General features: G+C 73.0%; 19 protein-coding genes and 1 tRNA gene. 6 read left to right on the top strand and 14 right to left on the bottom strand.

What is annotated here, in order from left to right:
- Positions 1 to 27 precede the first annotated feature (27 nt).
- Positions 28 to 1,743 carry a bacillithiol biosynthesis cysteine-adding enzyme BshC gene (gene bshC, locus QJR14_06775; GenBank protein ID MDI3317301.1) on the bottom strand — a complete coding sequence of 572 codons (1,716 nt, stop codon included), beginning with the start codon at positions 1,741 to 1,743 and terminating at the stop codon, positions 28 to 30.
- 56 nt (positions 1,744 to 1,799) lie between these two features.
- On the opposite strand from bshC, the gene QJR14_06770 reads away from it, so the two are divergent.
- The 3 genes from QJR14_06770 to QJR14_06760 all read left to right on the top strand — a co-directional run bounded on the left by QJR14_06770 (position 1,800) and on the right by QJR14_06760 (position 6,300).
- Positions 1,800 to 4,118 carry a DEAD/DEAH box helicase gene (locus QJR14_06770; protein ID MDI3317300.1) on the top strand — a complete coding sequence of 773 codons (2,319 nt, stop codon included), beginning with the start codon at positions 1,800 to 1,802 and terminating at the stop codon, positions 4,116 to 4,118.
- Between the two features lie 145 nt (positions 4,119 to 4,263).
- On the top strand, positions 4,264 to 5,340 hold the full coding sequence (locus QJR14_06765) for a ribonuclease H-like domain-containing protein (protein ID MDI3317299.1): 1,077 nt from the start codon (positions 4,264 to 4,266) through the stop codon (positions 5,338 to 5,340).
- 195 nt (positions 5,341 to 5,535) lie between these two features.
- The gene (locus tag QJR14_06760) at positions 5,536 to 6,300 is read left to right on the top strand and encodes a polysaccharide deacetylase family protein (GenBank protein ID MDI3317298.1); all 765 of its coding nucleotides are present in this window, start codon (positions 5,536 to 5,538) and stop codon (positions 6,298 to 6,300) included.
- Here QJR14_06760 and QJR14_06755 read toward each other — a convergent pair.
- The 3 genes from QJR14_06755 to QJR14_06745 all read right to left on the bottom strand — a co-directional run bounded on the left by QJR14_06755 (position 6,297) and on the right by QJR14_06745 (position 11,540).
- Positions 6,297 to 7,367, bottom strand: a complete 1,071-nt coding sequence (locus QJR14_06755) for a DUF4115 domain-containing protein (GenBank protein MDI3317297.1) — start codon at positions 7,365 to 7,367, stop codon at positions 6,297 to 6,299. The two genes, QJR14_06760 and QJR14_06755, sit on opposite strands and share 4 nt — an antisense overlap.
- 62 nt (positions 7,368 to 7,429) lie before the next feature.
- Positions 7,430 to 8,746 (bottom strand): asparagine--tRNA ligase, encoded by a 1,317-nt coding sequence (asnS, locus tag QJR14_06750; GenBank protein ID MDI3317296.1) that lies wholly within the window; start codon positions 8,744 to 8,746, stop codon positions 7,430 to 7,432.
- A 46-nt stretch (positions 8,747 to 8,792) separates the two neighbouring features.
- Entirely contained in the window at positions 8,793 to 11,540 is a 2,748-nt protein-coding gene (locus QJR14_06745; protein ID MDI3317295.1) for a UPF0182 family protein, read from the bottom strand.
- Between the two features lie 108 nt (positions 11,541 to 11,648).
- On the opposite strand from QJR14_06745, the gene QJR14_06740 reads away from it, so the two are divergent.
- The gene (locus tag QJR14_06740; GenBank protein ID MDI3317294.1) at positions 11,649 to 12,068 is read left to right on the top strand and encodes a hypothetical protein; all 420 of its coding nucleotides are present in this window, start codon (positions 11,649 to 11,651) and stop codon (positions 12,066 to 12,068) included.
- A 34-nt stretch (positions 12,069 to 12,102) separates the two neighbouring features.
- Here the strand turns inward: QJR14_06740 and QJR14_06735 are convergent, their stop codons facing one another.
- From QJR14_06735 to QJR14_06725, 3 genes are all read right to left on the bottom strand, one after another.
- Positions 12,103 to 13,359, bottom strand: a complete 1,257-nt coding sequence (locus QJR14_06735; protein ID MDI3317293.1) for a D-alanyl-D-alanine carboxypeptidase family protein — start codon at positions 13,357 to 13,359, stop codon at positions 12,103 to 12,105.
- 179 nt (positions 13,360 to 13,538) lie between these two features.
- A complete protein-coding gene (locus QJR14_06730) occupies positions 13,539 to 14,138 on the bottom strand; it encodes a lysine exporter LysO family protein (GenBank protein ID MDI3317292.1) in 600 nt (199 codons plus the stop codon).
- Positions 14,135 to 14,392 carry a hypothetical protein gene (locus tag QJR14_06725; protein MDI3317291.1) on the bottom strand — a complete coding sequence of 86 codons (258 nt, stop codon included), beginning with the start codon at positions 14,390 to 14,392 and terminating at the stop codon, positions 14,135 to 14,137. Before QJR14_06725 ends, QJR14_06730 begins: the two co-directional genes overlap by 4 nt.
- An 82-nt stretch (positions 14,393 to 14,474) precedes the next feature.
- On the opposite strand from QJR14_06725, the gene dat reads away from it, so the two are divergent.
- Positions 14,475 to 15,329 (top strand): D-amino-acid transaminase, encoded by an 855-nt coding sequence (gene dat / locus QJR14_06720; GenBank protein ID MDI3317290.1) that lies wholly within the window; start codon positions 14,475 to 14,477, stop codon positions 15,327 to 15,329.
- A gap of 239 nt (positions 15,330 to 15,568) precedes the next feature.
- Here the strand turns inward: dat and QJR14_06715 are convergent.
- Together QJR14_06715 and QJR14_06710 are read right to left on the bottom strand one after the other, a co-directional pair.
- Positions 15,569 to 15,642, bottom strand: a tRNA-Thr gene (locus QJR14_06715).
- 19 nt (positions 15,643 to 15,661) lie between these two features.
- A complete protein-coding gene (locus tag QJR14_06710) occupies positions 15,662 to 16,390 on the bottom strand; it encodes a hypothetical protein (protein MDI3317289.1) in 729 nt (242 codons plus the stop codon).
- Positions 16,391 to 17,268: 878 nt separating this feature from the next.
- On the opposite strand from QJR14_06710, the gene QJR14_06705 reads away from it, so the two are divergent.
- The gene (locus tag QJR14_06705; protein MDI3317288.1) at positions 17,269 to 17,787 is read left to right on the top strand and encodes a hypothetical protein; all 519 of its coding nucleotides are present in this window, start codon (positions 17,269 to 17,271) and stop codon (positions 17,785 to 17,787) included.
- Between the two features lie 109 nt (positions 17,788 to 17,896).
- On the opposite strand, the gene QJR14_06700 is transcribed toward QJR14_06705, so the two are convergent.
- The 5 genes from QJR14_06700 to QJR14_06680 all read right to left on the bottom strand — a co-directional run.
- A complete protein-coding gene (locus QJR14_06700) occupies positions 17,897 to 19,006 on the bottom strand; it encodes a glycosyl hydrolase family 18 protein (GenBank protein ID MDI3317287.1) in 1,110 nt (369 codons plus the stop codon).
- 87 nt (positions 19,007 to 19,093) lie between these two features.
- Positions 19,094 to 21,556, bottom strand: a complete 2,463-nt coding sequence (locus tag QJR14_06695) for a DNA translocase FtsK (protein ID MDI3317286.1) — start codon at positions 21,554 to 21,556, stop codon at positions 19,094 to 19,096.
- A 44-nt stretch (positions 21,557 to 21,600) separates the two neighbouring features.
- Entirely contained in the window at positions 21,601 to 22,431 is an 831-nt protein-coding gene (locus QJR14_06690; protein MDI3317285.1) for an undecaprenyl-diphosphate phosphatase, read from the bottom strand.
- A 37-nt stretch (positions 22,432 to 22,468) separates the two neighbouring features.
- A complete protein-coding gene (locus QJR14_06685; protein ID MDI3317284.1) occupies positions 22,469 to 22,717 on the bottom strand; it encodes a YlzJ-like family protein in 249 nt (82 codons plus the stop codon).
- Positions 22,717 to 22,948: translocation-enhancing protein TepA (locus tag QJR14_06680; protein ID MDI3317283.1), on the bottom strand; the 232-nt coding region annotated here is incomplete at its 5' end. The genes QJR14_06685 and QJR14_06680, both read right to left, overlap by 1 nt.

The raw sequence follows: 22,948 nt of genomic DNA, 5'->3' as shown, positions 1-22,948 counted from the left end.
CTGCCTCTGCGCCGGTCCGCCCCTGCGCTAGTCCGTACCGCCTCCCGACGCCTGCCGGCGGGAGCACGCGGCCTCCTCCGGCCGGAGGGGCCAGGCGACCAGGTGGAGGGGTTCGATCGGGGCCTCGGCCACTTCCTCCAGCCAGTCCGTGCCGCTCCGCGCCAGCCAGGACCAGACGGCGAAGACGCGGTCCTGGGGGAGCGCCAGCGGGAAGAGCGCGGTGGCCACCCGGCGCGCCTCCGAGAAGTCGGCGCGATGGCGGAGCCGGAGCAGGCTCCAGAGCCGCCGGTCGAGGCGCGCCAGCCACCGTCCGGTCCAGGCGGAGCCGGCGTCTTCCCCCGGCCCGGCGGCTGCGCCCTCCCCGCCCTCCAGCGCCGCCAGGAAGCCCTGGCTCGCCTCCAGCGCCCGGGCCAGGGCCTGGCGGCGCGCCTCCCACTCGCTCAAGGCCGCCCGGACGGAGGGGATGCCCCTGGCCACCAGGATCTCCGGCCGGCTGCGCGCCTCCCAGACGCTGGCGACATCGGCGTCTGCGCGCTCCATCCACTCGGCCTCCTCCCCGCCCACCACCGTCACGTGCCGGCGCGGGAGGAAGACCGGGGGGCGCTGGCCGTAGAAGGCGTAGAGCTCGGCCAGCTGGCTCAGGTAGGCGATCTCGCCGGGGCCGGCCACGTAGGCGACGGTGGGCAGGAGCCGGTCCTGGACGACGGGGCGGAGGGCGGCCGAGGGGCTGAACCGTTCCGGCGCCCGCTCCAGCTCGTCCAGAAGCGCCGCGGCGGTGCCGGACCAGGCGCCCCCGCGCTCGGAGAAGCTTCCTTCCCGGTATTGGAGGGCGCGGCGGGCGCCGTCGCCGTCCAGGTGGAAGAGCGGGAGCTGGAGCGGGTGGGAGCGGAGGGCGGGGGTGAGGCCGCGGGCGCGGATCGCTTCCTCGCCCTGGCGACAGGCCTGGAGCACCTCCGCCGGCCGGCGGAGGAGGAGCTCCACCGCCGGCGCCGCCAGCCTCCGCAGCTCCGGGCGCATCGGATCGCAGAGGACGAGCCCGCGCCGGCCGAGCAGGCCCAGGAGCAGGCGGGCGAACCAGTCGCCCAGGAGGCGGGAGCTCCGGAGGCTCCCCTCCAGGAGGGCCCGCACCTCCCCGGCATGCTCCAGAGGGGCCAGCGCCTGCAGGAGCGCCTCGACGGCCAGCTGGGCGTCCGCCTCCAGCGGCACCCAGGCGACCGGGCGACGCCAGCCGTGGCGGGTGGCCAGCCGGATGCGCATCACCCGCCGGTCGGCGGTCCAGACGTAGGTTCCCGAGGCCTCGCCGTAGTCGTGATCCTCCCCGGCCAGCCAGAAGACCGGGATCACCGGGCGGCGCCAGCGGAGCTCCAGCTCGCGCGCCCAGCGGACCGCCTGGAGCGCCTTGTAGACGGTGTATGCCGGCCCCCCCGCCAGGGCGGGCTGCTGGCCGGTGACCAGCGCGAGCGCCCGGGGGTCCTCGAGCCGGGCCGCGTTCTCCATGCTGGCCAGGGGCGCCCCCAGCTCCCGGCCGGTGGCCAGGAGCGCCTCCACCAGCCGGTGCCGGTCGCCGGCGAAATGCTCCCCCACCCACGCCGCCTGCTCGGCCAGCGCGGGCTCGTCCGGGCGGAGGGCGAGCCGCAGCCGGTCCTGGAGGACGGCGGGCTCTTCCAGCCAGCGGCCGAAGAGCGGGTTGACGGCAAGGGGACTGAGCGGTCCGGCGCGAAACTCTTTGGGGATCTTGGTCACCGTCCTTCGCGGGGCCGGCGCGTCCGGCCCCTTGGATCGAGGTGGGTGGTCCGCCCTTGAATCTCGCGCAGCTTCTCGAGGAGATCGACGCCGACCCGGCGCTCCGGCCCTCCATCACCGCCTGGGTACGGATCCCGCCGCGCGAGGCCCGCTGGAGCGACTGGCCGGAGTGGAGCCCGGCGGCCCTCCGGCAGGCCCTGGAACGGCGCGGTGTGCATCGTCTCTACAGCCACCAGCTCGCCGCCTGGCAGGCGGCCCGGGAGGGGCGGAACCCGGTGGTGGTGACGCCCACCGCCTCCGGGAAGACGCTCTGCTACAACCTGCCGGTGCTGGAGCGCCTCCTGGCCGAGCCCGAGGCGCGGGCGCTCTACCTCTTCCCCACCAAGGCCCTGGCCCAGGATCAGAGGGCGGAGCTCTCCGCCCTCCTGGAGGCCCTGGGGGAGGGCTTCCTCGCCGACACCTACGATGGCGACACGCCTCCCGAAAGGCGCCGTGCCATCCGGGCGGCGGCGCGCATCGTCATCACCAACCCCGACATGCTCCACGCAGCCATTCTGCCGCATCACACCCAGTGGCAGAAGCTCTTCCAGGGGCTCCGCTTCGTCGTCATCGACGAGCTCCACCAGTACCGGGGCGTCTTCGGCAGCCACGTGGCCGGCGTCCTCCGGCGCCTGGAGCGGATCGCCCGCTTCTACGGGAGCTCCCCCCAGGTCATCGCCACCTCGGCCACCATCGGCAACCCGGCCGAACTGGCCCGGCGCCTGACCGGCCGGGCCGCCGTCGCCATCCGGGAGAACGGCGCGCCCCAGGGTGAGAAGCACTTTCTATTCTATAACCCGCCCCTGGTGGACCCCTCCTCCGGCATCCGGAGAAGCTCGCTGGCCGAGGCCGAAGCCTGGGCGGCCCGTTTCCTCCGCCATGCCGTCCCCACCATCCTCTTCGGGCGCTCCCGCCTCTCCGTGGAGCTGATGCTCTCGGAGCTGCGCCGGAAGCTGCCACCCGCGCTGGCCAGCCGGGTGGAGGGGTACCGGGGAGGCTACCTGCCGGGGGAGCGGCGCCGGATCGAGCGCGGCCTGCGGAGCGGCCAGATCCTCGGCGTGGCCAGCACCAACGCCCTGGAGCTGGGCGTCGACATCGGCAGCCTGAGCGCCTCGGTGATGGCCGGCTACCCCGGGAGCGTCGCCAGCACCTGGCAGGAGGCGGGGCGCGCCGGGCGGCGGCAGGAGCCGGCGGTGGCGGTGCTGGTGGCCGGCGGGGCCCCCCTCGACCAGTACGTGGTGACGCACCCGGAGTACTTCCTGTCGAAGGAGCCGGAAGAGGCGCGCATCAACCCGGAAAACCTCTACATCCTCATGAGCCACGTCCAGTGCGCCGCCTTCGAGCTCCCCTTCCGCGACGGCGAGCGCTGGCCGGGCCTGGAGGGCGAGGACGGCGTCGACCTGGAGGCGATCCTCGAGTTCCTCGCCCGGGAAGGGGTGCTCCGCCACACCGGCGGCCGCTGGTTCTGGAACGCGGAGAGCTTCCCCGCCAACGAGATCAGCCTCCGCTCGGCGGCGCAGGAGAACGTGGTCATCGTCGACAGCAGCCAGGGGGCCCGGGTGATCGGCGAGGTGGACCTCTTCTCGGCGCCGCTCCTGGTCCACGAGCAGGCCATCTACCTCCACGGGGGCCGGCAGTACGAGGTGACCCGGCTCGACTTCCAGGAGAGGAAGGCGTACGTCCGGCCGGTGGACGTGGACTATTACACCGACGCCGATCTGGCGGTGGAGCTGCGCGTCACCCAGGTGGAGCGCCAGGAGGCGCTCCCCGGCGGATGGCAGCGGGCCTGGGGCGAGGTGCGGGTCGTCTCCCGGGCCACCCTCTTCAAGAAGATCCGGCTCACCACCCGCGAGAACGTGGGCTGGGGGCGGATCCACCTGCCGGAGCTGGAGATGCCCTCCGCCGCCTTCTGGCTGGCGCTGCCGCCGGAGAGCGGCGCCCTCTGGCCGCAGGCGGTGCTGGAGGGCGGGCTGCTGGGGCTCGGACGGCTGCTGGCGGGGGTGGCCCCGCTCTACCTCCTCTGCGACCCCCAGGACCTCCGTTCCTCGGTCCAGGCGCGCTCGCCTTTCACGGGCCGGCCCACGGTCTTCCTCTACGAGTCCTACCCGGGGGGCGTGGGGCTGAGCGAGAAGCTGTACGCGCTCCACCGGGACCTTCTGCGGACCGCCCTCGAGCTGGTCGACCGCTGCCCCTGCGAGAACGGCTGCCCCGGTTGCGTGGGCCCGGCCAGCGAGGTGGGGCCGCGGGGGAAGGAGGTGGCGCGGTCGCTCCTGGCCGCCTGCCTGGAGGCCGGAGGGAGCGGCCTGGGCGAGGTGAGGCCGCACGGGGCTCCTTGAGCGCTGGGACCGCTTCCTGGCGGAGCGGGCGAAGGCGCCGGCCGGGGCGGCTTCGCGCGCCGCGCCGCTGTACCCTTCCGCGCCTTCCGGCGAGCCGGGGTCCGCCCTCCGGCGGGCAGGTCCCCTGCGGCTCCCGGCGGCGAGGGTGCCCGGTCTCTCCCCGCAGGGCCTGGACGCCGAACCGCGGCGCGGGCTGCTCCCCTCGGCCGTCCCCCTGGAGGGCTCCCCCCGGGGGTGGGGCTACCTGGACGTGGAGAGCACCGGGCTCTCCCGGGGCGCGGGGACGCTGGTCTTCCTGGTCGGCCTCGCCTGGTGGGAGGAGGACGAGCTGGTGGTCCTCCAGCACCTCCTCCCCGACCCGGCGGAGGAGGCGGCCTGGCTGGAGGAGGTGGCGGCGGAGATGGCCGGCCGCCCCTGGGTCACCTTCAACGGCGACCGCTTCGACCTGCCCCTGCTGGCGGGGCGCTGGCTTCTCTGCCACGGTCCGGGCGCCGGCCCCAACCCCTTCGCCCCCGCTGCGCCGGGTGCGACGGGAGCGGCGGGCACCGCGGGTTGGGACATCCTTCCGCTGGCCCGGGCGGTCTGGGGGCGCCGGCTCGGGCGCGCCTCGCTGGCGGTCCTGGAGGAGGCTGTGCTCGGTCTCCGGCGCGAGGGCGACCTTCCCGGGTCGGCTGCCCCCGCCCGGTACCTGGCCTATCTGAACGGGGGAGACGCGGGGCTTCTGGACGACGTGCTGGCGCACAACCGGAGCGACCTGGTCTCCCTGGCCGCCCTGACCGCTCGCCTGGCGGAGCTGCTCGCCCGGCGCCCGTCGCAGGGGCTGCCCGCCTGGGCGGCGGAGGGGCTGGGCCGCTGGGCCCGGAAGGCCGGCGACCCCGCCTCGGTCCCGTTGCTTGCCCAGGCCTTCCGCGGGTCCGAGCGGCCTGGGGAGCGCCTCCGTACCGGCCGGCTCCTGGCGCGGGAGCTGGAGCGGCACCGGCGCTGGACGGAGGCGGCCGCGGTCTGGGAGGAGCTGCTCACCCAGCCCTCCCTCGCTCCCAGCGAGGCCTTTGTCGCCCTGGCCAAGCTTTACGAGCACCGGCTCAAGAGACCCGAACGGGCCCTGGAGCTGGTGGAGCAGGCGCTTTCGCTGGAGGCCAGGCGCCGCCTGCCGGGCTCGGCACAGCGGGTGCAGGAGCTGGAGCACCGGCGTCAGCGCCTCCGGCGGCGGCTCCATGCCTAGGTGCCCGGCCATTGGCCGCCTCCGCCGGCCGGTCGGGCACCGCCCTCCCGGCCGGCCGGGAGCACGGCAGGCGGGCCGGTCTCGCTCCGGGCGCGGGGCGCCGGAAGGCGTAGGACCGGCCCGCCAGGGCATACCCTCTACCGCGGCCTGGCTCCATGGGGGGTGCGGCCAGGCCGGGAAGGGGATGCCGCGCGGGTGTTCGTCCTCCACCTCGACCTCGGCGAAGCCGTCCGCCGCAGGGCCGCCGTCTTCGCGGCGCTCCTGGGCTTCCTCCTGGTCCTGGAGGGGGGGCTGCGACTGGCCGCCTACCTGCCGGCCGCCGGCCAGCCGGCGCCGCTGGAGCGGGTGGAGACCCGGAGGCGGGAGCTGGTGCTCACCTTCGACGTGGCCTGGGGGGACCAGGTGCCCGTGCAGGTCCTGGACATCCTCCATGACGAGCACGTGCCCGCTCTCTTCTTCGTCTCCGGCGCCTGGGCGGCGGAGCACCCGGAGCTGGTCCGCCGCATGACGGCGGACGGGCACGAGGTGGGCAGCCTGGGCTACCGTCAGATCAACATGAGCCAGTACGGGCGCGAGGTGATCCGGGAGGAGCTCCAGCGGAGCGGCTCCGTCCTCCGCCAGGTGACGGGGGAGCCGGCGCGCTTCTTCCGCGCGCCCAACGGGGACTACAGCCCGACGGTAGTCCAGACGGCGGTGGAGCTGGGCTACGTCCCCGTCCGCTGGAGCCTCGACTCGCAGGACTGGCTGGGGCCGGGACCGGACTACATCCGCCGCCGCGTCCTCCGCCTGGCACGACCGGGCGACATCGTCCTCATGAGCGCCAACGACACGGACAGCCAGACGCCCCTGGCGCTCCGCCAGATCCTCCTGGAGCTGCGAGGGAAAGGCTTCCAGTTCGTCTCGCTCGGCCACCTGCTCCGAGAGGCCGGGAACCCGGCTCCCTCTCCTCCCCCGCGCTAGGTCCCGGAACCGCTCCCCTGACCGGCGCCGGAGCCGCCGGTACCGGTCGCGCCGCTCCCGCCCCCGGACTGGCCGGCGAGGACGAAGACCAGGTAGGTTCGGACGGTGGAGGGGCTGGGGACGCCCAGCGCCTGGCCGTTGAGCGTCAGATCCATGGCGTACGGCCGGGCGGTGACGATGTCGATCTCGCTGGCCGCCGACCAGCTGCGCCGGGCGCCCTGCAGGACGATCCCGCTGAAGGCCAGCTTCCCGTCGGTCTTCACCTCCAGCCAGACCCGGTCGGTGAAGGCGGCGTCCAGGCGGAGCGGCCCCTTCTCCTTGAGGGTGTAGAGGACGGTCTGGCCCGAGACGGACTTCTCCACCGCGGGGAGGGTCGCCCCGCTTCCACCGGGCGCCTGGGAGCCGGAGCCGCCTCCAGCGCCCTTGCCGGACGTGTCCTGGCCCGCCTGGCCGGTCTGGGTGACGGGAGGTGTCTTCCGGCCGGCCGCCGGGCTGGCGGCCGGGGAGCGCGGCCAGAGAGCGTAGGCGAGGACGCCCACCACCAGGACCGCGCCCAGCAGCACCGCCAGGAAGCGGCGCGGGCTCCGCAGCCCCACCGCAGGCGAGGCCGGCCTCACGGCCCTGGACCCACGGGCTGGCCCTCGCGCGCCGCGCGCCGGGGCACCGGAACGGCCCGGGCGGCTGGCGGCGGAACGGGCGCGCGGCGGCAGCACGCCGCCTGCCTGCGGCGGCGGGGCGGGGCCGGCCTCCGGCTCGCCCTCGACCACGGTCCCGCCACCGGCCCCGGCACCGGCCTGGCCGCTGGCCGGCGGCGCGGGGGCTTCCTCCGAGGTGGAGCCCACCTCGCGCTGGTACCGTTCGAGCAGCATCTGCGGGTCCAGCCCCATCGCCTCGCCGTAGGCGCGCAGGAAACCGCGGACGTAGACCTCCCCGGGCAGCAGGCCGTAGTCGCCTCGTTCCAGCGCGTCGAGGTAGCGGCTCCGGATCTTGGTCCGGGCTTGGACTTCCTCCAGGCTGAGACCCAGCTCCTCACGCCGCTGGCGCAGGATCGTGCCGACGCTCTCCATCTCGCCTTCCTCCTCGCTACCGCCCGGGCGGGCGCGTCAGGGCCGTCTGCCTCCGGGAGGGCTCACGGCCGCAGGCGGTTGAGCAGCCGCGGGTAGGGGATCGCCTCGCGCACGTGCTCCAGGCCGCAGATCCAGGCCACCATCCGCTCGATTCCCATGCCGAAGCCGCTGTGCGGGACGCTTCCCCAGCGGCGCAGGTCGAGGTACCACTCGAAGTCCGCCTCGTTCAGCCCGGACTCCCGGATCCGTCGCCGGAGCAGTTCCAGGTCGTGGATGCGCTGGCTCCCTCCGATCACCTCGCCGTAGCCCTCCGGTGCCAGCAGGTCGTCGCAGAGGACGACCCGCGGGTCGTCGGCCGCCGGCTGCATGTAGAAGGCCTTGGCCTGGGCGGGATAGCGCTCGACGAAGACCGGCCGGTCGAAGGCGGAGGCGAGCGCCGTCTCGTGCGGCGCCCCGAAGTCGTCCCCCCACTCCAGCTCCAGGCCCTGCCTGCGCAGCAGGGCCAGCCCCTCGTCGTAGGTGATCCGCTCGAAGGGCCCCTCCGCCTTCTCCAGCTTGCGCACGTCGCGGCCCACCTCGGCCAGCTCGGGCGCGCAGCGTTCCAGGAGACGCCGCAGGACGTGGCGGACCAGACCCTCCTGGAGGCGCAGGTTCTCCTCGTGCTCGACGAAGGCCGCCTCCGGCTCCAGCATCCAGAACTCGATCAGGTGGCGCCGGGTCTTGGAGCGCTCGGCCCGGAAGGTGGGCCCGAAGCAGTAGACGCGGCCCAGCGCCATGGCGCTGGCCTCGGCATAGAGCTGCCCGCTCTGCGAGAGGAAGGCGGGTTCGCCGAAGTAGTCGACCGAGAAGAGCGTGGTCGTCCCCTCGCTGGCGTTGGCCGTCAGAACGGGCGAGTCGACCCGCAGGAAGCCCTGTCCCCGGAGGAACTCCTCGCTGGCCGCGATCACCTCCGCGCGAATGCGGAGGATGGCGCGCTGGCGCGGCGTCCGGATCCAGAGGTGCCGGTGGTCGAGGAGGAAGTCGACGCCGTGCTCCTTGGGGGTGATGGGATAGTCGGGTCCGCTGGGGAAGCTCTCCAGCTCCTCCAGCTCGATCTCCACCCCCGTGGGCGCGCGACGGTCCTGGCGCACCCGCCCGCGCAGCCGGAGAGGGCTCTCCTGGACCAGGTGGTCCAGCCGGCGATAGGCCTCTTCGCCCAGCGCGTCCAGGCTGCCCACCGCCTGGACGAAGCCGGTCCCGTCCCGGACGATCAGGAAGGTGATCTTGCCGCTGGAGCGCCGGTTGTGAAGCCACCCCTCCAGCCGCACCTCTTCGCCGAGGTGCGCGGGCAGATCCTCGATCCGCACCCGCTGCGCCCCCTCGGATTCCACGGGTTCCACGCTCCACCCCACCCCGTCTGCCCTGCTCGTGTGATCGCTGCCGCTTCTACCTTCCCTGCCCCGCCGGGCCCGCCGGCAGGGTCTGCTGCAACTGCTGCAGGACTTGCGCCAGCTCAGCCATCCGTTCTCCGTAGAGCGCCCAGTTTCCCTGCCGGATCGCTTCCTGGGCCTGGGTGTAAAGCTGGTTCGCCCTGCGCACGAGGTCGGCCCAGCTCTGGCCGGGGGCACCCGGACCGGGAGCCGGCCGGGCGGGCGCCGCGGGCGTCGCCGGTGCCGTCGGCGGGCCGCTCACGCCGAAGAGCGTGCGCAGCGCCTGGTCCAGGGTCGGCTCCATGGCCACCCGCCCGGCATAGGAGGCGATCACCCGCCGGAGCTCGGGGAGCTGCGTGCTTGTCGACTCCAGGTAGAGCGGCTGCACGTAGAGCAGTGACCGGTCGATGGGGATGACCAGCAGGTTGCCGCGCAGCACCCGCGAGCCCTGCTGGTTCCAGAGCGTCAGCGCCTGGGAGATCTGGTCGTTGTTGTTGATCAGCGACTCCACCTGCGCCGGACCGAAGACCTGGGTCTGCTTCGGGAAGTTGAAGAGGACCAGCTCCCCGTAGTGGGAGCCGTCCGAGCGCGCCGCCAGCCAGGCGATCATGTTGTCCCGGTTGTTGGGCGTCAGCGGCATGACCAGCAGGAACTCCGGCTGGGACTCCCCCGGCAGCTGGAGGATGGCGTAGTAGGGTTCCATGGGGCTTTGATCCGTGGTCCCCCCCACGATCTCCTTGGGGAAGGTCCAGAGGTCTTCGTTGTTGTAGAAGACCTCCGGATCCTTCATGTGGTAGCGGGCGTAGATCCGCAGCTGCGCCTCGAAGAGGTCCTGCGGATAGCGGATGTGCGCCCGCAGCCCGGCCGGCATCTCCGCCATGGGCCGGAAGAGCCCCGGAAAGACCCGCTGGTACGCCCGCAGGAGCGGATCGCGGGGGTCGGCCACGTAGAAGCTCACCGCACCGCTGGTGGCGTCCACCACCGCCTTGACCGAGTTGCGCATGTAGTTGACGCCGCTCTCCCCCGTGGACTGGGCATACGGGTAGTAGGAGCTGACCGTGTAGGCGTCGACGATCCATTTCAGGCGCCCTCCGTCGATGACCAGGTAGGGCGAGGAATCGTACTGCAGGAAGGGGGCGACCCGCGCCACCCGCTCCTCCACCTGGCGGTGGATCAGCGCCTGGCTGCGGGCGGTCAGCTGGCTCGAGAGGAGAACGTTGTAATCGCCCTCCGCCAGGGCGAAGGCGAGGCGCTGGAGGAAGCCGCCCAGCTGGACGTCCCCCCGCCCCCGGTATTCGGTGTAGACGTTGGTGCTGCCCCGCGGGTAGTCGAACTCCTTCTGCGTCGTGCCCACGATGGCGTAGGGCCGCGTTTCCAGGCCGAAGTAGATGGCCGGCTGGCGGACGGCCAGCTCCGGCCTGCCGCGCGGAGGGATGTCGCGCAGCACCAACGGCGGCATGCCGTCCCGGGTCACCTCGGCCGCAGGCGTCGCCACCACCCCGTAGCCGTGGGTGTAGACCAGGTGCTGGTTGACCCAACTGGCGTCGGGCAGGTTGTCGTAGGCGATCTCCCGGCCCGAGAGGACCACCTGCCGGAGCGTGCCGCCCAGCATGTAGCGGTCGACCGTCATGGCGTCGAACGTGTAGTAGGTCCGGATTCCTTGCAGCTGCTGGTAGGCGCGGCTGATGAAGCGCCAGTCCCAGAGGCGGATGTTGCTCACCGTCCCCTGGTCCGCCTCCACCCTGGCGTAGTCCAGGTCCTGCCGCACCTGGTAGTTCCGCGCCTCGACATGGTCCAGGTTCCAGGCGCGCAGCGTCGCCTGGATCGCGTTCTCGATGTAGGGGCGCTCCTTGACCAGCTGGTTGGGCACCACCACCAGCCGCTGGACCAGCGCGGGAACGACACCCGCCACCAGGATGGAGCCCAGCGCCACCGCCGCCACCGCGTACCCCAGCCAGCGGAGCTGGGTGAGGCGCGTCAGCGCGAACGCGGCCCCAGCCGCCGCCAGCGCCAGGGCGATCATCACGCCCAGCCCCGGCAGCAGCACGTGCAGATCGGTGTAACCCGGGCCCGAGGCCACGGACCGGTTGGAGAAGAGGAGGCCGAACATGTCCAGGCGATACCGCCAGGCCAGCAGCAGGAAGTAGACCCCCACCAGGATCCCCAGGTGCGCCCGCGCCGCCGGATAGACGTGGAGCCGCCGGTCGAAGAGGGCGACCGCGCCCGTCATGAAGTAGAGGAACCCCGTCACCAGCAGGGAGAGGACGACGATCGTCTCCAGGAAGCTGTAGACGAGGCGGAGGAAGGGCAGGGTGAAGACGTAGAAGCCGATGTCGCGGTGGAAGACCGGGTCGACCTGGCCGAAGGGCACCTGGTTCCACCAGCTGGCCACGGTCATCCACTGGTCGGCGGTGCTCAGCCCCATGGCGACGCCAGTGAGGCCCGCGATGACGCCCAGGAGGAGGATCTGCCGCCGTGGCCGCAGCCACGGGATCAGCTGGGGCGGCACCGATTCCGGATTGAGGAAGAAGACGCTGAACGCCCGGCGCGCCCAGAGCAGGTTGACGAAGAGGACGGCGGCCGCCAGGAGGCCGGCCGTCACGCCCACGCCCCAGCGGTAGGCCAGCGCCGTCCAGAAGACGCCCCGGTAGCCGAGGTGACCGAACCATTGCCAGTTGACATACCCCTGGCTGAAGAGCGTGGCCAAGCCGAAGGCCGCCAGCATGCCGGCGGCGAAAAGCCAGATCCACCTGCGCTCGCCCATCGCCTGCCTCCTCGTCCGGCTCGGAACGTCCCTCTCGCCGTGTCGCGGATAGGGAAGCCGCTCCGCGAGGCATCATCCTCTGTGACGATTCGTGCGGGAGGCACCCTCATGAACGTAACCGAGCCGACGCGGAAAGGCGAGGCTTCGACCGTGCGCGACCTGCAGGACCTGGAGGTCGAGCTCCTTGACCCGCAGTGGGTCCGCGTCTCCTGGGCGGGACGCCTCGACCTCCGGCGCTGGCACCGGCTCGGCAACGAGAGCCATCTCGTCCTCGATCTGATCGATCCGGAGCGGGGTCTCCTCTACGAAGCGGTCCTTCCCCGGCCGGTCGACAGCTGGCGCCTGGCCGTACCGCGCCCCGGCCGCTACCGGGTCGAGCTGGCCCGGCGCACCGACCGTCGTCGCCGGGAGACGCTGGCGGTCAGCCCGGACTTCGACGTCCGGAAGACCGGGGAGGACGTCCAGGGCGACCACTCCCGCTCGCCGGCATGGATGGAAGAGGAGGCCGAGCTCCGCCCGCCCGTCTAGGGGCCCCCGGCCGAGCCGGCCCCCCTCACAGGCATCACAGGCGGACCCGGGCCAGCAGATCGTCCACGGCCAGGCGGATCGTGTCCCACAGGACCCGGAGGAAGCTGCCCCGGGGCACCGCCTCGGCCGCCAGCAGCGGAATCCTCCACGTGCCGGATCCTGCCTTGAGCACCACCTCGCCCAGCGGCTGACCCTTCCGGACAGGCGCGATCAGCCTGGAGGGAAGGGTGACCTGGACGCTGACGGAGCGTGCCTCCTGCCTGGGCAGGGTCAGGAGAAGCGGAGCCCCCGGCACGGCCCGGACGTGACCTGCCGCCCCCTTGTAGACCGGGATCGAGGCGGGCAGCTTCCCCCTCAGGTCGGGCTGGACGGTGGTGAAGTTGTCGAAGCCCCAGTTGAGAAGCGCCTCCGCTTCCCGCTCCCGTTCCTGCATACCCGCCTGGAGTGTCGGTGCCTGGATCCCCATCACCACCGCCACCAGCCGCATCCCCTGCGCCCGCGCCGAAGCGGCCAGGTGGTAACCCGCCGCCTCCAGGTGACCGGTCTTCAGCCCGTCCACGCGGGGATCGGTGATGACCAGCCCGTTCCAGTTCTGCTGCCGGATGGGCTGGGGTGCGCCGGTGGGCTGGAAGCTGAAGCTGGCCGGCTTGGTGTAGCGGGTGGCGTCGGGGAAGTGCGTCAGGATGTAGGCGGAGAGCTTGGCCACGTCGGCGGCGCTGGTCGACTGGCCCGGCGCGTCCAGGCCGTGGCTGTTGACGAAGACCGTGTCGGACAGGCCCAGCTGGCGGGCCTTGGCGTTCATCATGCGGACGAAGTTGGCCTCGGTGCCTCCCAGCCGTTCCGCGATGGCGACGGCTGCGTCGTTCCCCGAGGCGACCATCAGCCCGTAGAGCAGCGTGTCGAAGGGGACCTTCTCCCCCACGCGGATGAACATGCGCGAGACCGCGTCGTTCAGCGAGAGCCTCCACGCGTTCTCGCTGACGGTCACCTGGGTCCGTGGGCTGACGACGCCGTTCCGGACCGCCTCCAGCGCCAGCAGGAAGGTCATCAGCTTGGCCAGGCTGGCCGGCTCCATCTTCTCGTGCTCGTTGGTGGCGTAGAGGATCTGCCCCGTCCGCACGTCCAGCAGCTCGGCCGCCTTCGCCTTCAGCCCCAGCGGGTTGCCGCGGACCGGCAGGCCGCCGGCCGGGGCGGTGGCCTGCGCCACCCCGCCCGACGAGGCCGGCGCCTCGGCCCTGGCGGCTCGCGCCAGCCAGCCCAGCGGCAGCGATCCGACCAGGAGAACGAGCAACCCGGCTGCAAGGCGACGGCAGGTACCGGCCGCCCGGCCGGTGCGAGCTGCGTGAGAGCGAGCGAGCAACGCGTCATCCACCTCGACGCAAGCGGGATGGTGGCAGACTCCCGTCCGGCCGGCGCGTCGCGGGCGGCCCGCCGAACCGGGGCGCCGCCCCATGCTACCACATGGCCCCCTCACAACCACCTGCCAAGGAAGCCCAGGAGAAGGGGCACCGCGGCGCTGAGCAGAAGCCCGCTCACGAATCCTTCCACCCCCGCCTCGGCTCCTCCGGCCCGGACCAGAACCCCGAGCCCGGTGTCCATGGCGGTCGCCCCGGCGGCCGCCACCGCCGCCGGCCGTCCCAGCCTGCGCATCAGCCAGGCGGCGGCGGCAAGGCCCGTCAGCTCCCGGATCAGGTTGGCCACGAAGGCGATGACCGCCAGCTCCGGCCCCGCCATCCGGCCGACCAGGACCGCATCCAGGCTGTACCATCCGAAGCCCCCGGCCACCGCCAGTGCGTGGACCGGCCGCATCCCCGCCAGTGGAGCCGCCAGGAGTCCACCGAGTAGACTGCCCAACGCCGCCCCCAGAGGCGTCAGGAGGAGGCGCCAGCCCCGGCTCAGGAGGCGCGCCACCCGCTCCAGGTCGGCCCCCATCACCACGCCGGCTGAGAAGAGGAGGGCGGTGAGCGCCCAGGTCTCCGAGACGCCGGCCCAGGCGGCGACCGGATGACCGCGGCCGAGAAGGCCGAGGAGGAGGCCGGCCGCGGTCGCGGCCAGGATCAGCCGGCTCACCGGACCAGGAACCGCGTGACCAGGACGGCCCCGGCCTGGGGCAGCCAGCCCAGGAGGAGGGCGCGGCGGACGAGGAGACCCGGTTGCTGCCAGACCGCCGGGTCGGCGCCGACTTGGGCGCCCAGGCTCAGGAGCAGGAGCACCAGGGCGAGCTGCCCCAGCCGCTCGTTCCAGCGCAGGACGAGGCGGCCGGGATGGAGGGCGGCACCGGTGAGGAAGCCGAGCAGCAGCGCAACCAGCCAGATCCAGTTCATTCGGGTCCCCTTCCTCAGGTGGTGTGGGATACACTGGGAAAGCGGCATGCCGCTAGCCCAGGTCCAATCAGGAGGCAGAAGGATGTCGGAGACGGTTTTCCTCAACGGGCAGTTCGTTCCCTACGAGCAGGCGCTCATCCCCGTGGAAGATCGCGGCTTCCTCTTCGGGGACGGGATCTACGAGGTGATCGCGGTCTACGGTGGCCGGTTCTGGCGGATGGAGGAACACCTGGACCGGCTGGAGCGGAGCGCGCTGGCCATCCACCTGGCCCTGCCCATGGACCGCCGCGCGATCCGGCAGGCGGCGGAGGAGCTCCTGCGCCGGAACGGGCTGGCCGCAGCGGACGCGTCGGTCTACCTCGAGGTGACGCGCGGACCGGCGCCGCGTGCGCACACGTTCCCCGAGGATCCCCACCCGACCGTGGTCATGACCGCGCGCCCTGTGGCCCCGGCCGATCCGGCGCTGGTCGAGAAGGGGGCCACGGCCGTCACCGTGCCCGACATCCGCTGGCATGCCGTCCACATCAAGTCGATCTGCCTCCTGCCCAACGTGCTGGCCAAGCAGGCCGCCCACGAGGCCGGTGCCTTCGAGGCGATCCTGGTGCGGGAGGGCGTGTTGACGGAGGGGTCGAGCTCCAACCTCTTCCTGGTCTTCGACGGAGAGCTCCAGACCCACCCGGAGGGTCCCTTCATCCTTTCCGGCGTCACCCGCGGCGCGGTGCTGGAGGTGGCGCGCGACCTGTCGATCCGCCTGGTGGAGCGGGCGGTGCCGCTGGAGGAGCTCTGGCAGGCGGACGAGGTCTTCGTCACCGGCACCACCTCGGAGGTCGTGCCCATCGTCCGCGTGGACGACCGGCCCATCGGCGACGGCCGCCCCGGCCCGGTGACGCTCCGCATCCGGGAGGAGCTGGTTCGCCGGGCGCGCGGCGCGGCGTGAGCGAGCGAACAGGGCAGGCCCGGAGCCCGGGAGACCCGGATCGAGCAGGAGGGGGGGCGGCCAGCCCCCTTCTTCGCACACCCGCGGACGAGAGGGGCCGCATCCGGCGGCTTCCCGGTCGCTCACCCTGACAAGGCGAAACGCTCGGTTGTGCCGCCGCCATCCGCGAATCGCGTTCATCTTGGCGCCGCCCACCGCAAAAAGCGGCCGGACGGCCGCTCCACGAAATGTGTGATCTTTGGAGCCAGCCGCCGGGGTCGAACCGGCGTCTGCCACTTACGAGGCGGCCGCTCTGCCGTTGAGCTAGGCTGGCAGTTCCATCCTCCGACTCCTCAGTCGTCCTCCAAGTTCCAGCGCTCCACACCGCCCTCGGCCAGGAGGCTTTCCGCCCCCTCCGTGAAGCGGAGCCCCGCGACACCGGGTAACGTCCGCACACCCAGCTTCGCCAGCGCTTCAGCCCGCTCCTTGGCCCGCGCCACGTCCTTGCGGTCGACCACCTGGGAGACCTCGGCCACCAACCAGAGTTCTCCCTCGGGGTCGCGGGCGCGAACCACGGCGTCGGCCGCACGGATCGCCCCGTGAATCACCTCGGCCTCCACTGCGCTCAGACGCCCTCCGTCCACGGCGTCGTCCAGCGCGTCCATCAGCTCCTGCTTCGACAGAAGCCGTCCGCGCCGGTAACGGCGGCTCAGGTAGGCGGGCGCGTTCTCGCGGAACCTGCGCTCGAGCTCGGAGCCGTTGAGCCGGGCGACATCGGTCACGAGCCGCTGAACGGTCTCCTCGGTCCGCTTCTGCGCCTCGGCGAGCTCTTCCACCCGCGCCGCCAGCGAATCCAGGCGCGCCTCGGTCCGCCTCTGCGCCTCGGCGAGCTCCTCCACCCGCGCCGCCAGCGAATCCAGGCGCGCCTCGGTCCGCCTTTGCGCCTCCACGAGCTCCCGCACGATCCGGGGAAGCTCCAGGATATCGTCGGCCAAGACCGCCCTGCGCACCTCGCGCTTCCACTCCGGGTGCTCGTCCAAAAGTCTCAAAAGATCCCGGAGGTCCTCCACCGTGAAGGGCATCTCCATCGCTCCTGCTCGCATTCTACCGGTCACGGCACCGTCGCCGCCACACCGTCCACCGTGCGGCGAGCAGTCCCAGCCACCGTTACCCCGGAGCGGGAGCGGCTTTTCGCCCGCGGCGGGCACGGGACCGGCCCGGCTCGCAGCGTCTCGGATCCCGAACTCCCGGATCTCGGCCGCCGTGTAGTGGCCGAAGACCGCGCGGCCGTCGCCGTCCGGCCTGATCACGCAGTTGCGTCGGGCAGGTTGAGGGATCTGCCCGCGCCGGACCACCGCTCCAGCAGCCGGCCCCATCCACCCGACCGTCCCTCGGTAGCCTCGGGTTTCGCTCCGTTCGCGGACCCCGTTGCCCTCGGCTAGCGGTTGTCGCTACCCACTCCCATAGGGGACTTGCAGACCCGTGCCAGCGCCCGTGGCGGGCGCACCGGGAGCGGGCGGGGCGCCCGGCGGAGGCGGCCCGCCCGCTCTTCCGGAATAGCGCGCCGGGACGGCTGGCAAGCTAGCCCGGGGTGAGCCCAGACAAGGGAGTGATCCTCTCCGTGGCGGGTCAGGCAGGCGGTGCCGACCAGATGCTGCGAGCGATGATCCGGGAGGAACTGGCCTCTCTCCTCTCCGGCCGGGAGGGCTCGGGCGCGCCTGCCGCGGCCGGGCCGCAGGGCGGCTGGTACCAGGGGCCCGAAGGCCGAAGCCCGGCCGGCCAGGCCGGCGCCGGCGCCATCGCTGGCTCCGATGGCGGTCCGGCTGGGTACGGGCGCGGCGCCGGCGCCGCGGCGGGGGGCGCGGGACGCAGGATGCGGATGACGCGTGGCGTTGCCCAGGCCGGTGGGGGCTCCGGAACCGGAGCGGCGGGGATGGGGGCCGCCGGAGTCGCCGGGGAGATGGGCCCGCCCCTCGGCGTCAGCGGGACGGCCGGCGCGGGGTTGCGCGCCGGTCGTCTGCGGCGCCGCCAGATCCGGCTCGCCAGTCCCAGCGGATCCGCACCCGGACAGGCCGGAGCCCAGCCGCAGCAGCAGGCCGGCTCCGGCTGGGCCCCAAGCGGCCAGGCTGACCCGGCGGGCCAGATCGCCCAGCAGCTGATCGACAACCTGGCCCGCCTGCGCAACGTTCTCCAGGAGACGGAACAGATCGCCAACCGGATCGAGCAGCTCTCCCAGCAGGCCGGCCCCCGGCAGGGCGGCGGTGGAGGTGTCTCCATGGCGGCGGGCGGCTCACAGGACGGTTCCTCCGGCTCGGGCCTCGCTCCCAGGGGACTCCGCCGCTCGCGGAACGGTGGCGACGGCAGCCAGGAGTCCGGGCAGGGACAGGGACAAGGCCAGCCCGACCAGGAAGGCGGGGCGGCGCGGGGGCCGGCCTCCCTGGTCCGGGCCGCCAAGCGCAGGCTCCGGCAGCTGACCTGAAGCAGCCCGGGCGGGGCGAAAAGCCCGAGACGGGGCGAAAGGAAGCAGGCGACGGGGCCTCGGGCGCCCGTCGCCTGCCTTCTCGCCCACACCCACGGCTTCCGCCCGCTCACCGGTTCCGGCGGATCGCGTTCCAGAAGCCGGCGGTCTCGTACCCCACCCGCCAGACGGCCAGGCCGTGAAGCCCGTACTTCTTGGCGATCTGGATCTTCTTGACGATGGACTTGTCGTCTTCGAACCAGACCTCGTGCCGGGTCCCGTCGGCGGCCACGTAGGTGTAGTAGGGGACGGCCGCCGGTGTCCGCTGGATATGCGGGCCACGCGGAATGTTCTTGAGCGGGATCGAGCGCGCCTGGGTGCTTCCTTGCGGCCAGTCGTAGCCGTAGGCGGCCAGGCCGAGGATCACCCTGTCGGGCGGGATCACGGAGATGGCCTCGCGCACGGCCGCGTCGACCCAGGCCAGCGGCGCCACCGAACCGGGCGGCGAGCCGTCACTGTGCCGGTCGTACGTCATCAGGACCACCTGGTCGGCGCTCTTGCCCAGGGCCGCGTAGTCGTAGGCGCTGCGCGGTCCGTTGGCGGTGAGCGCCGGGATCACGTCCACGGTGACCACCTTGCCCATGGCGTGGAGCCGCTGGCTGAGCGCGGCCACGAAGGCGCTCAGGCCGTCGCGGGACTCGGGCTTGAGCAGCTGGAAGTCGATGCTGGCCCCGGCGTAGCCGTTCTTCTGCACCGCTGCCACGATGTTCTCGACGGCGCGGGCCCGGGCGGCCGGATCCAGAAGCACGGCGTCGTTGCCACCGGCGTTGGTGAAGAGCGGCTGGAGCAGGATGCGGTTCTCTCGGGCGAACTTCTTCAGGTCCGCCTCGCTGTTGTCGATGAGGCTCCCGTCCGCCTGCACCTTGTACCAGAAGGGCGCCAGGTAGGAGATCAGGTCCCTGTTCTGGCGGACCAGGGTGAGCACCTGGCCGCGCGGCTTCTCGTACTGGTCGTCGTAAAAGGCCAGCACCTTGAGCGGACCCGTGTGCCGGCTCAGCGGCTTGCCGTGCTCCGACGGCAAGGTGGCCGAGGTCGCCGGCCTGCCGGTCCTGTTCCCCGGCTGGGAGGGGCCGGGAACCTTCTGGGCGGTCCGGCCACCGGCGCAGCCGGCCCCCAGCAGGACCGCCGCCGCCAGCAGCAGCACCAGGCCGGCCCGCGAGGCCCTGCCGCAGATACGCATACGACCGCCTCCTTCCTGCCGGGCCGAAGATGCGCCCGGCGGCAAGTGACGGTCGTAGTATGCGGAGGGCGCGGGGCGGCTCTCCGCTCAACCCTTGCCAGGAGAGGAAGACGGGCCGGCAGGCGTCGCGCCGCCGGAAGGGTCCGGGCGGCCGCCGTCGCCGTAAAGACGGGCATAGGTCTCGGACGTCATCAGGACCTCGCGCGGCTTCGGACCCTGATACGGGCCGACGATGCCGCGCCGCTCCATGATGTCGATGAGCCGGCCGGCCCGCGTGTAGCCGACGCGAAGCCGCCTCTGGAGGATGGAGACGGAGGCCTGGTGGTTCTCCACCACGACGCGGATCGCCTCGGAGAGGAGCGGATCGTCCTCCTCGCCGGTGGTCTCTTCCTCGTCGTCGAGCGGGGCGCCGGCCTCGAGCAGGTACTCCGGCGACGCCTGGTCGCGCAGGAAGGTGAGCACCCGCTCCAGCTCCCGCTCGGAGACGTAGGCGCCCTGCGCCCGGACCGGCTTGGCCGCACCCAGCGGGTAGAAGAGCATGTCGCCCTTGCCCAGCAGCTTCTCGGCGCCCGCCATGTCCAGGATGGTCCGCGAGTCGACCTGCGAGCTGACCGCGAAGGCGATGCGCGAGGGGATGTTGGCCTTGATCACGCCGGTGATCACGTCGACGCTGGGCCTCTGGGTCGCCAGCACCAGGTGGATCCCGGCCGCCCGCGCCATCTGGGCCAGCCGCTGGATCGCCTCCTCGATCTCGCGCGGGGCCACCATCATCAGGTCGGCCAGCTCGTCCACGACGACGACGATGTAAGGAAGCGCCGGGCTCCCGTCCCGGAGCACCGCCTGGTTGAAGCGGTCGATGTCGCGCACCCGCCACTCCGCGAAGAGCTCGTAGCGCCGCTCCATCTCGCGCACCAGCCAGCGCATGGCGCCCGCCGACTTCTTCGGGTCGGTGATCACCGGTGCCAGGAGGTGCGGCAACCCCTCGTAGCCGCTCAGCTCGACCCGCTTGGGGTCGATGAGGAGGAGCCGGACGTCCTGCGGGCGCGCCTTGAAGAGCAGGCTGGTGATGAGGGTGTTGATGCAGACGCTCTTGCCGGAGCCGGTGGCGCCGGCGATGAGCACGTGGAGCATGTCGTCCAGCGTGGCCACGATCGGGCGCCCGCCGATGTCCTTGCCGATGGCGACCGTGAGGCGGGAGCGCGCGTTCTGGAAGGCCGGCGATTCCAGCACCTCGCGCAGCGTCACCGGCGTGACGTGCTTGTTGGGCACCTCGATCCCCAGCACCGACTTGCCCGGAACCGGCGCCACCACGCGCACCTCCGGCGCCGCCAGCGCCAGCGCGATGTCGTCGGCCAGGGCGACGATCCGCGCCACCTTGACGCCGGGCGCCGGCTGGAGCTCGAAGCGGGTGACGGCCGGGCCGCGGTAGACGCCGGCCAGCGTCGTCTCGACGCCGAAGCTGCGCAGCGTCGACTCCAGCAGCGCCGCCTCCTGGCGGAGGTCTTCCTCGCGGTCCGCCCCCACCCGGCCCGGAACAGGCCGGGCGAGCAAGTCGAGCGGCGGAAGCTGGATCCCCGTTGCCCGGCCCTCTCGCTCGCGCCGCCGACCGGCCGCGGCGCGCCCCGGCGGCGCGCCGGATCCGTCCGGGGCCGCCCGCCCCGCGGAAGGCCGCGCCCCGGCCTCCGCCGCACCGCCCGAGAGGAGATCCTCCGCAGGCGCGGCCATCGGCATGCGCGGCGGGATGGGCAGGTCCGCCGCAGGCGGAGCGGGAGAGTCCGGCGGCTCGGTAGGGGCCGGGCCGGAACCCCCCGCGGGAAGGACGCCGGCGGCCTCGGAGAGCGGCCGCGCCGCGACGCCGCCTTCGGGCCTCGGCCCGCCCTCGGCCACCTCGGTCGCGGGTGTCCCCGGTCCTCCCGACGCCGGCGAGACACCAGCCGGTGGCTCCTCCACCTGTTCGAAGAGGAAGTCGTCCAGCGCCGACCAGAGCGCCGCAAAGAAGGCGCGGGCGGCCGAAGCCGCCTTTCCCGCCCAGCCGCTCACCGGGCTCCCCGTCAGCAGAAGCAGCCCCGCCAGGCCCGCCGCCGCCAGGAGGACGGTGCCGCCGAAGCGCCCGAGGCCGGACCTCAGAGCGGCCCAGACCGCCGTGCCCAGAAGGCCGCCCCCCGCCTGTCCCGCCAGCGCCTGCGACCAGCTTCCCGGCCGGATCAGCGAGGCCCAGCCCGCAAGGTCGGCGAAAAGAAGCGCTGCGCCCGCGGCCCGCCCCCGCCCGCCCGGAGGCGCGGACGCGCGCAGGAGCGCCAGGGCCACCGCCGCCAGGAGGAGCGGCGCCGCCCAGGCCACCCATCCGAAGAGCGCCAGAAGCGCCGCTCGGACGCCGCGGCCGGCCGGCCCCATGGGCGCGCCGGCCAGCGCGCCGCCCAGCAGGACGGCGAAGACGCCCACCGCCAGGGCGGCCAGCTCGCGGCGGAGCGGCTCGGGCAGGGGCGCCCGGGCCGGCCGGGCCGAGCGCGCCCGGCGGGCGGTGCGGTCCGAGCCCCTCGCTCGCTGCATCCTTCTCTCCCCCGCCTTGCCCGGCTTCGTCCTCCTCGGCCCGCTCAAAGCAGTTGCCAGGCCGCCACCACGACGCCCAGGAGCGCGCAGTAGACGGCGAAGGGGCGGAGACTCCCCCGGGTGAGCGCCTGGAGGAGCCAGCGGATGGCCACCATGCCCGACAGCGTCGCCGCCAGGAAGCCGGCCGCCAGTTCCACGCCGCCGGCCAGGCCGGTCACGTGCCGCAGCTCGACCAGCGCCGCGCCCAGGATCGCCGGCAACGCCAACAGGAAGGAGAAGCGCGCCGCCTCCCTCCGCTCCATCCCCGCCATCAGCGCCCCCGCCACCGTCGCGCCGGAGCGGGAGAGCCCCGGCGCGATCGCCATGCCCTGCATGAAGCCGGTCCAGAGCGCCGCCCCCGCGCCGCTCTGGCTCGCCCGCCGCCCGTGGTGGCCCAGCTGGTCGACCCACCAGAGGAGCGCAGCGGTGGCCAGCCAACCCACCGCTACCGCCAGGAGCGAGTTGTAGAGCGATTCGAAGAACGACTGCAGCAAGATTCCCATCAGTCCGGTGGGGATGCTCCCGATCAGCACCAGGAGGGCCGTGCGGAAGTTCGGCTCCCGCCAGACGTCGGCCCAGGCGGAGCGGCGCCCCAGGAGCGCGCCCAGGCCGGTGAAGAAGCCGGCGATCAGCGCCACGATGTCGCGCGCGAAATAGAGGACTACGGCCAGGAAGGTCCCCAGGTGGAGCAGCACGTCGAAGGCCAGCATCTCCTGCGCTCTGCCCTGGAAACCCATCAGGAATTGGACCAGCGTCAGGTGGCCCGAGCTGGAGACGGGCAGGAACTCCGTCAGCCCTTGGACCACCCCGAGCACCAGCGCCTCCCAGAGTGCCATCGAGGTCGGAACACCCTCCCCTCCGGAGTCCCGACCATTATATCGCGGCCCTGCCACCCCCTTCCGGCAGCGGCTCCGGCAGGACCGTCCCCGGCTGGAAGCGCGCGTCGAGGAAGTCCGCCGGATCTGTCGAGAGGAGGCGGACGACGCGCCGCCGCCCGTCCGCTCCCCGCTCGACCAAGAGCCGCCTGCCCCCCACCTGCGCTTCCTCGTAGGAAGGGGGCTTCGCCACCCGGCTCCACCCCTCTCCCCAGATCATCTCCGGCGGGGCGATCGTCCAGAGCATCAGCCGGCACCTCCCGCGATCATCTCGCGCAGCGCCCGGTGGGCGTCGGCGATGCCGCCTTCCTGCTGGATCAGGCCCACCTCCACCGCCTCGCGTCCCACCAGGATCGTGCCCACGTCCTGCGCCAGCTCCCCCGTGCTGAACATCAGCTCGCGGAACTTCTCCTCGCTGATTCTCGAATTTTCGACGACGAACCTGATCACGCGGTCCTGCATCTTGTTCAGGTACTCG

This window comes from Bacillota bacterium (assembly GCA_029961055.1).
GTDB lineage: Bacteria > Bacillota > Sulfobacillia > JAIMAT01 > JAIMAT01 > JAIMAT01.
The sequence above is the reverse complement of the archived record's forward strand: the minus strand, read 5'-3'. Positions and strand labels throughout refer to the sequence as shown.

Excerpts from the sequence above, each read along its gene's own strand:
- QJR14_06690 (MDI3317285.1), bottom strand. The coding sequence starts at position 22,431 with ATGGCACTCTGGGAGGCGCTGGTGCTCGGGGTGGTCCAAGGGCTGACG.
- QJR14_06710 (MDI3317289.1), bottom strand. The coding sequence starts at position 16,390 with ATGCCCTTCACGGTGGAGGACCTCCGGGATCTTTTGAGACTTTTGGAC.
- QJR14_06725 (MDI3317291.1), bottom strand. The coding sequence starts at position 14,392 with ATGAACTGGATCTGGCTGGTTGCGCTGCTGCTCGGCTTCCTCACCGGT.
- dat (MDI3317290.1), top strand. The coding sequence starts at position 14,475 with ATGTCGGAGACGGTTTTCCTCAACGGGCAGTTCGTTCCCTACGAGCAG.
- QJR14_06685 (MDI3317284.1), bottom strand. The coding sequence starts at position 22,717 with ATGCTCTGGACGATCGCCCCGCCGGAGATGATCTGGGGAGAGGGGTGG.
- QJR14_06705 (MDI3317288.1), top strand. The coding sequence starts at position 17,269 with ATGGGCCCGCCCCTCGGCGTCAGCGGGACGGCCGGCGCGGGGTTGCGC.
- QJR14_06755 (MDI3317297.1), bottom strand. The coding sequence starts at position 7,367 with ATGGAGAGCGTCGGCACGATCCTGCGCCAGCGGCGTGAGGAGCTGGGT.
- QJR14_06695 (MDI3317286.1), bottom strand. The coding sequence starts at position 21,556 with ATGCAGCGAGCGAGGGGCTCGGACCGCACCGCCCGCCGGGCGCGCTCG.
- QJR14_06740 (MDI3317294.1), top strand. The coding sequence starts at position 11,649 with ATGAACGTAACCGAGCCGACGCGGAAAGGCGAGGCTTCGACCGTGCGC.
- QJR14_06745 (MDI3317295.1), bottom strand. The coding sequence starts at position 11,540 with ATGGGCGAGCGCAGGTGGATCTGGCTTTTCGCCGCCGGCATGCTGGCG.
- QJR14_06700 (MDI3317287.1), bottom strand. The coding sequence starts at position 19,006 with ATGCGTATCTGCGGCAGGGCCTCGCGGGCCGGCCTGGTGCTGCTGCTG.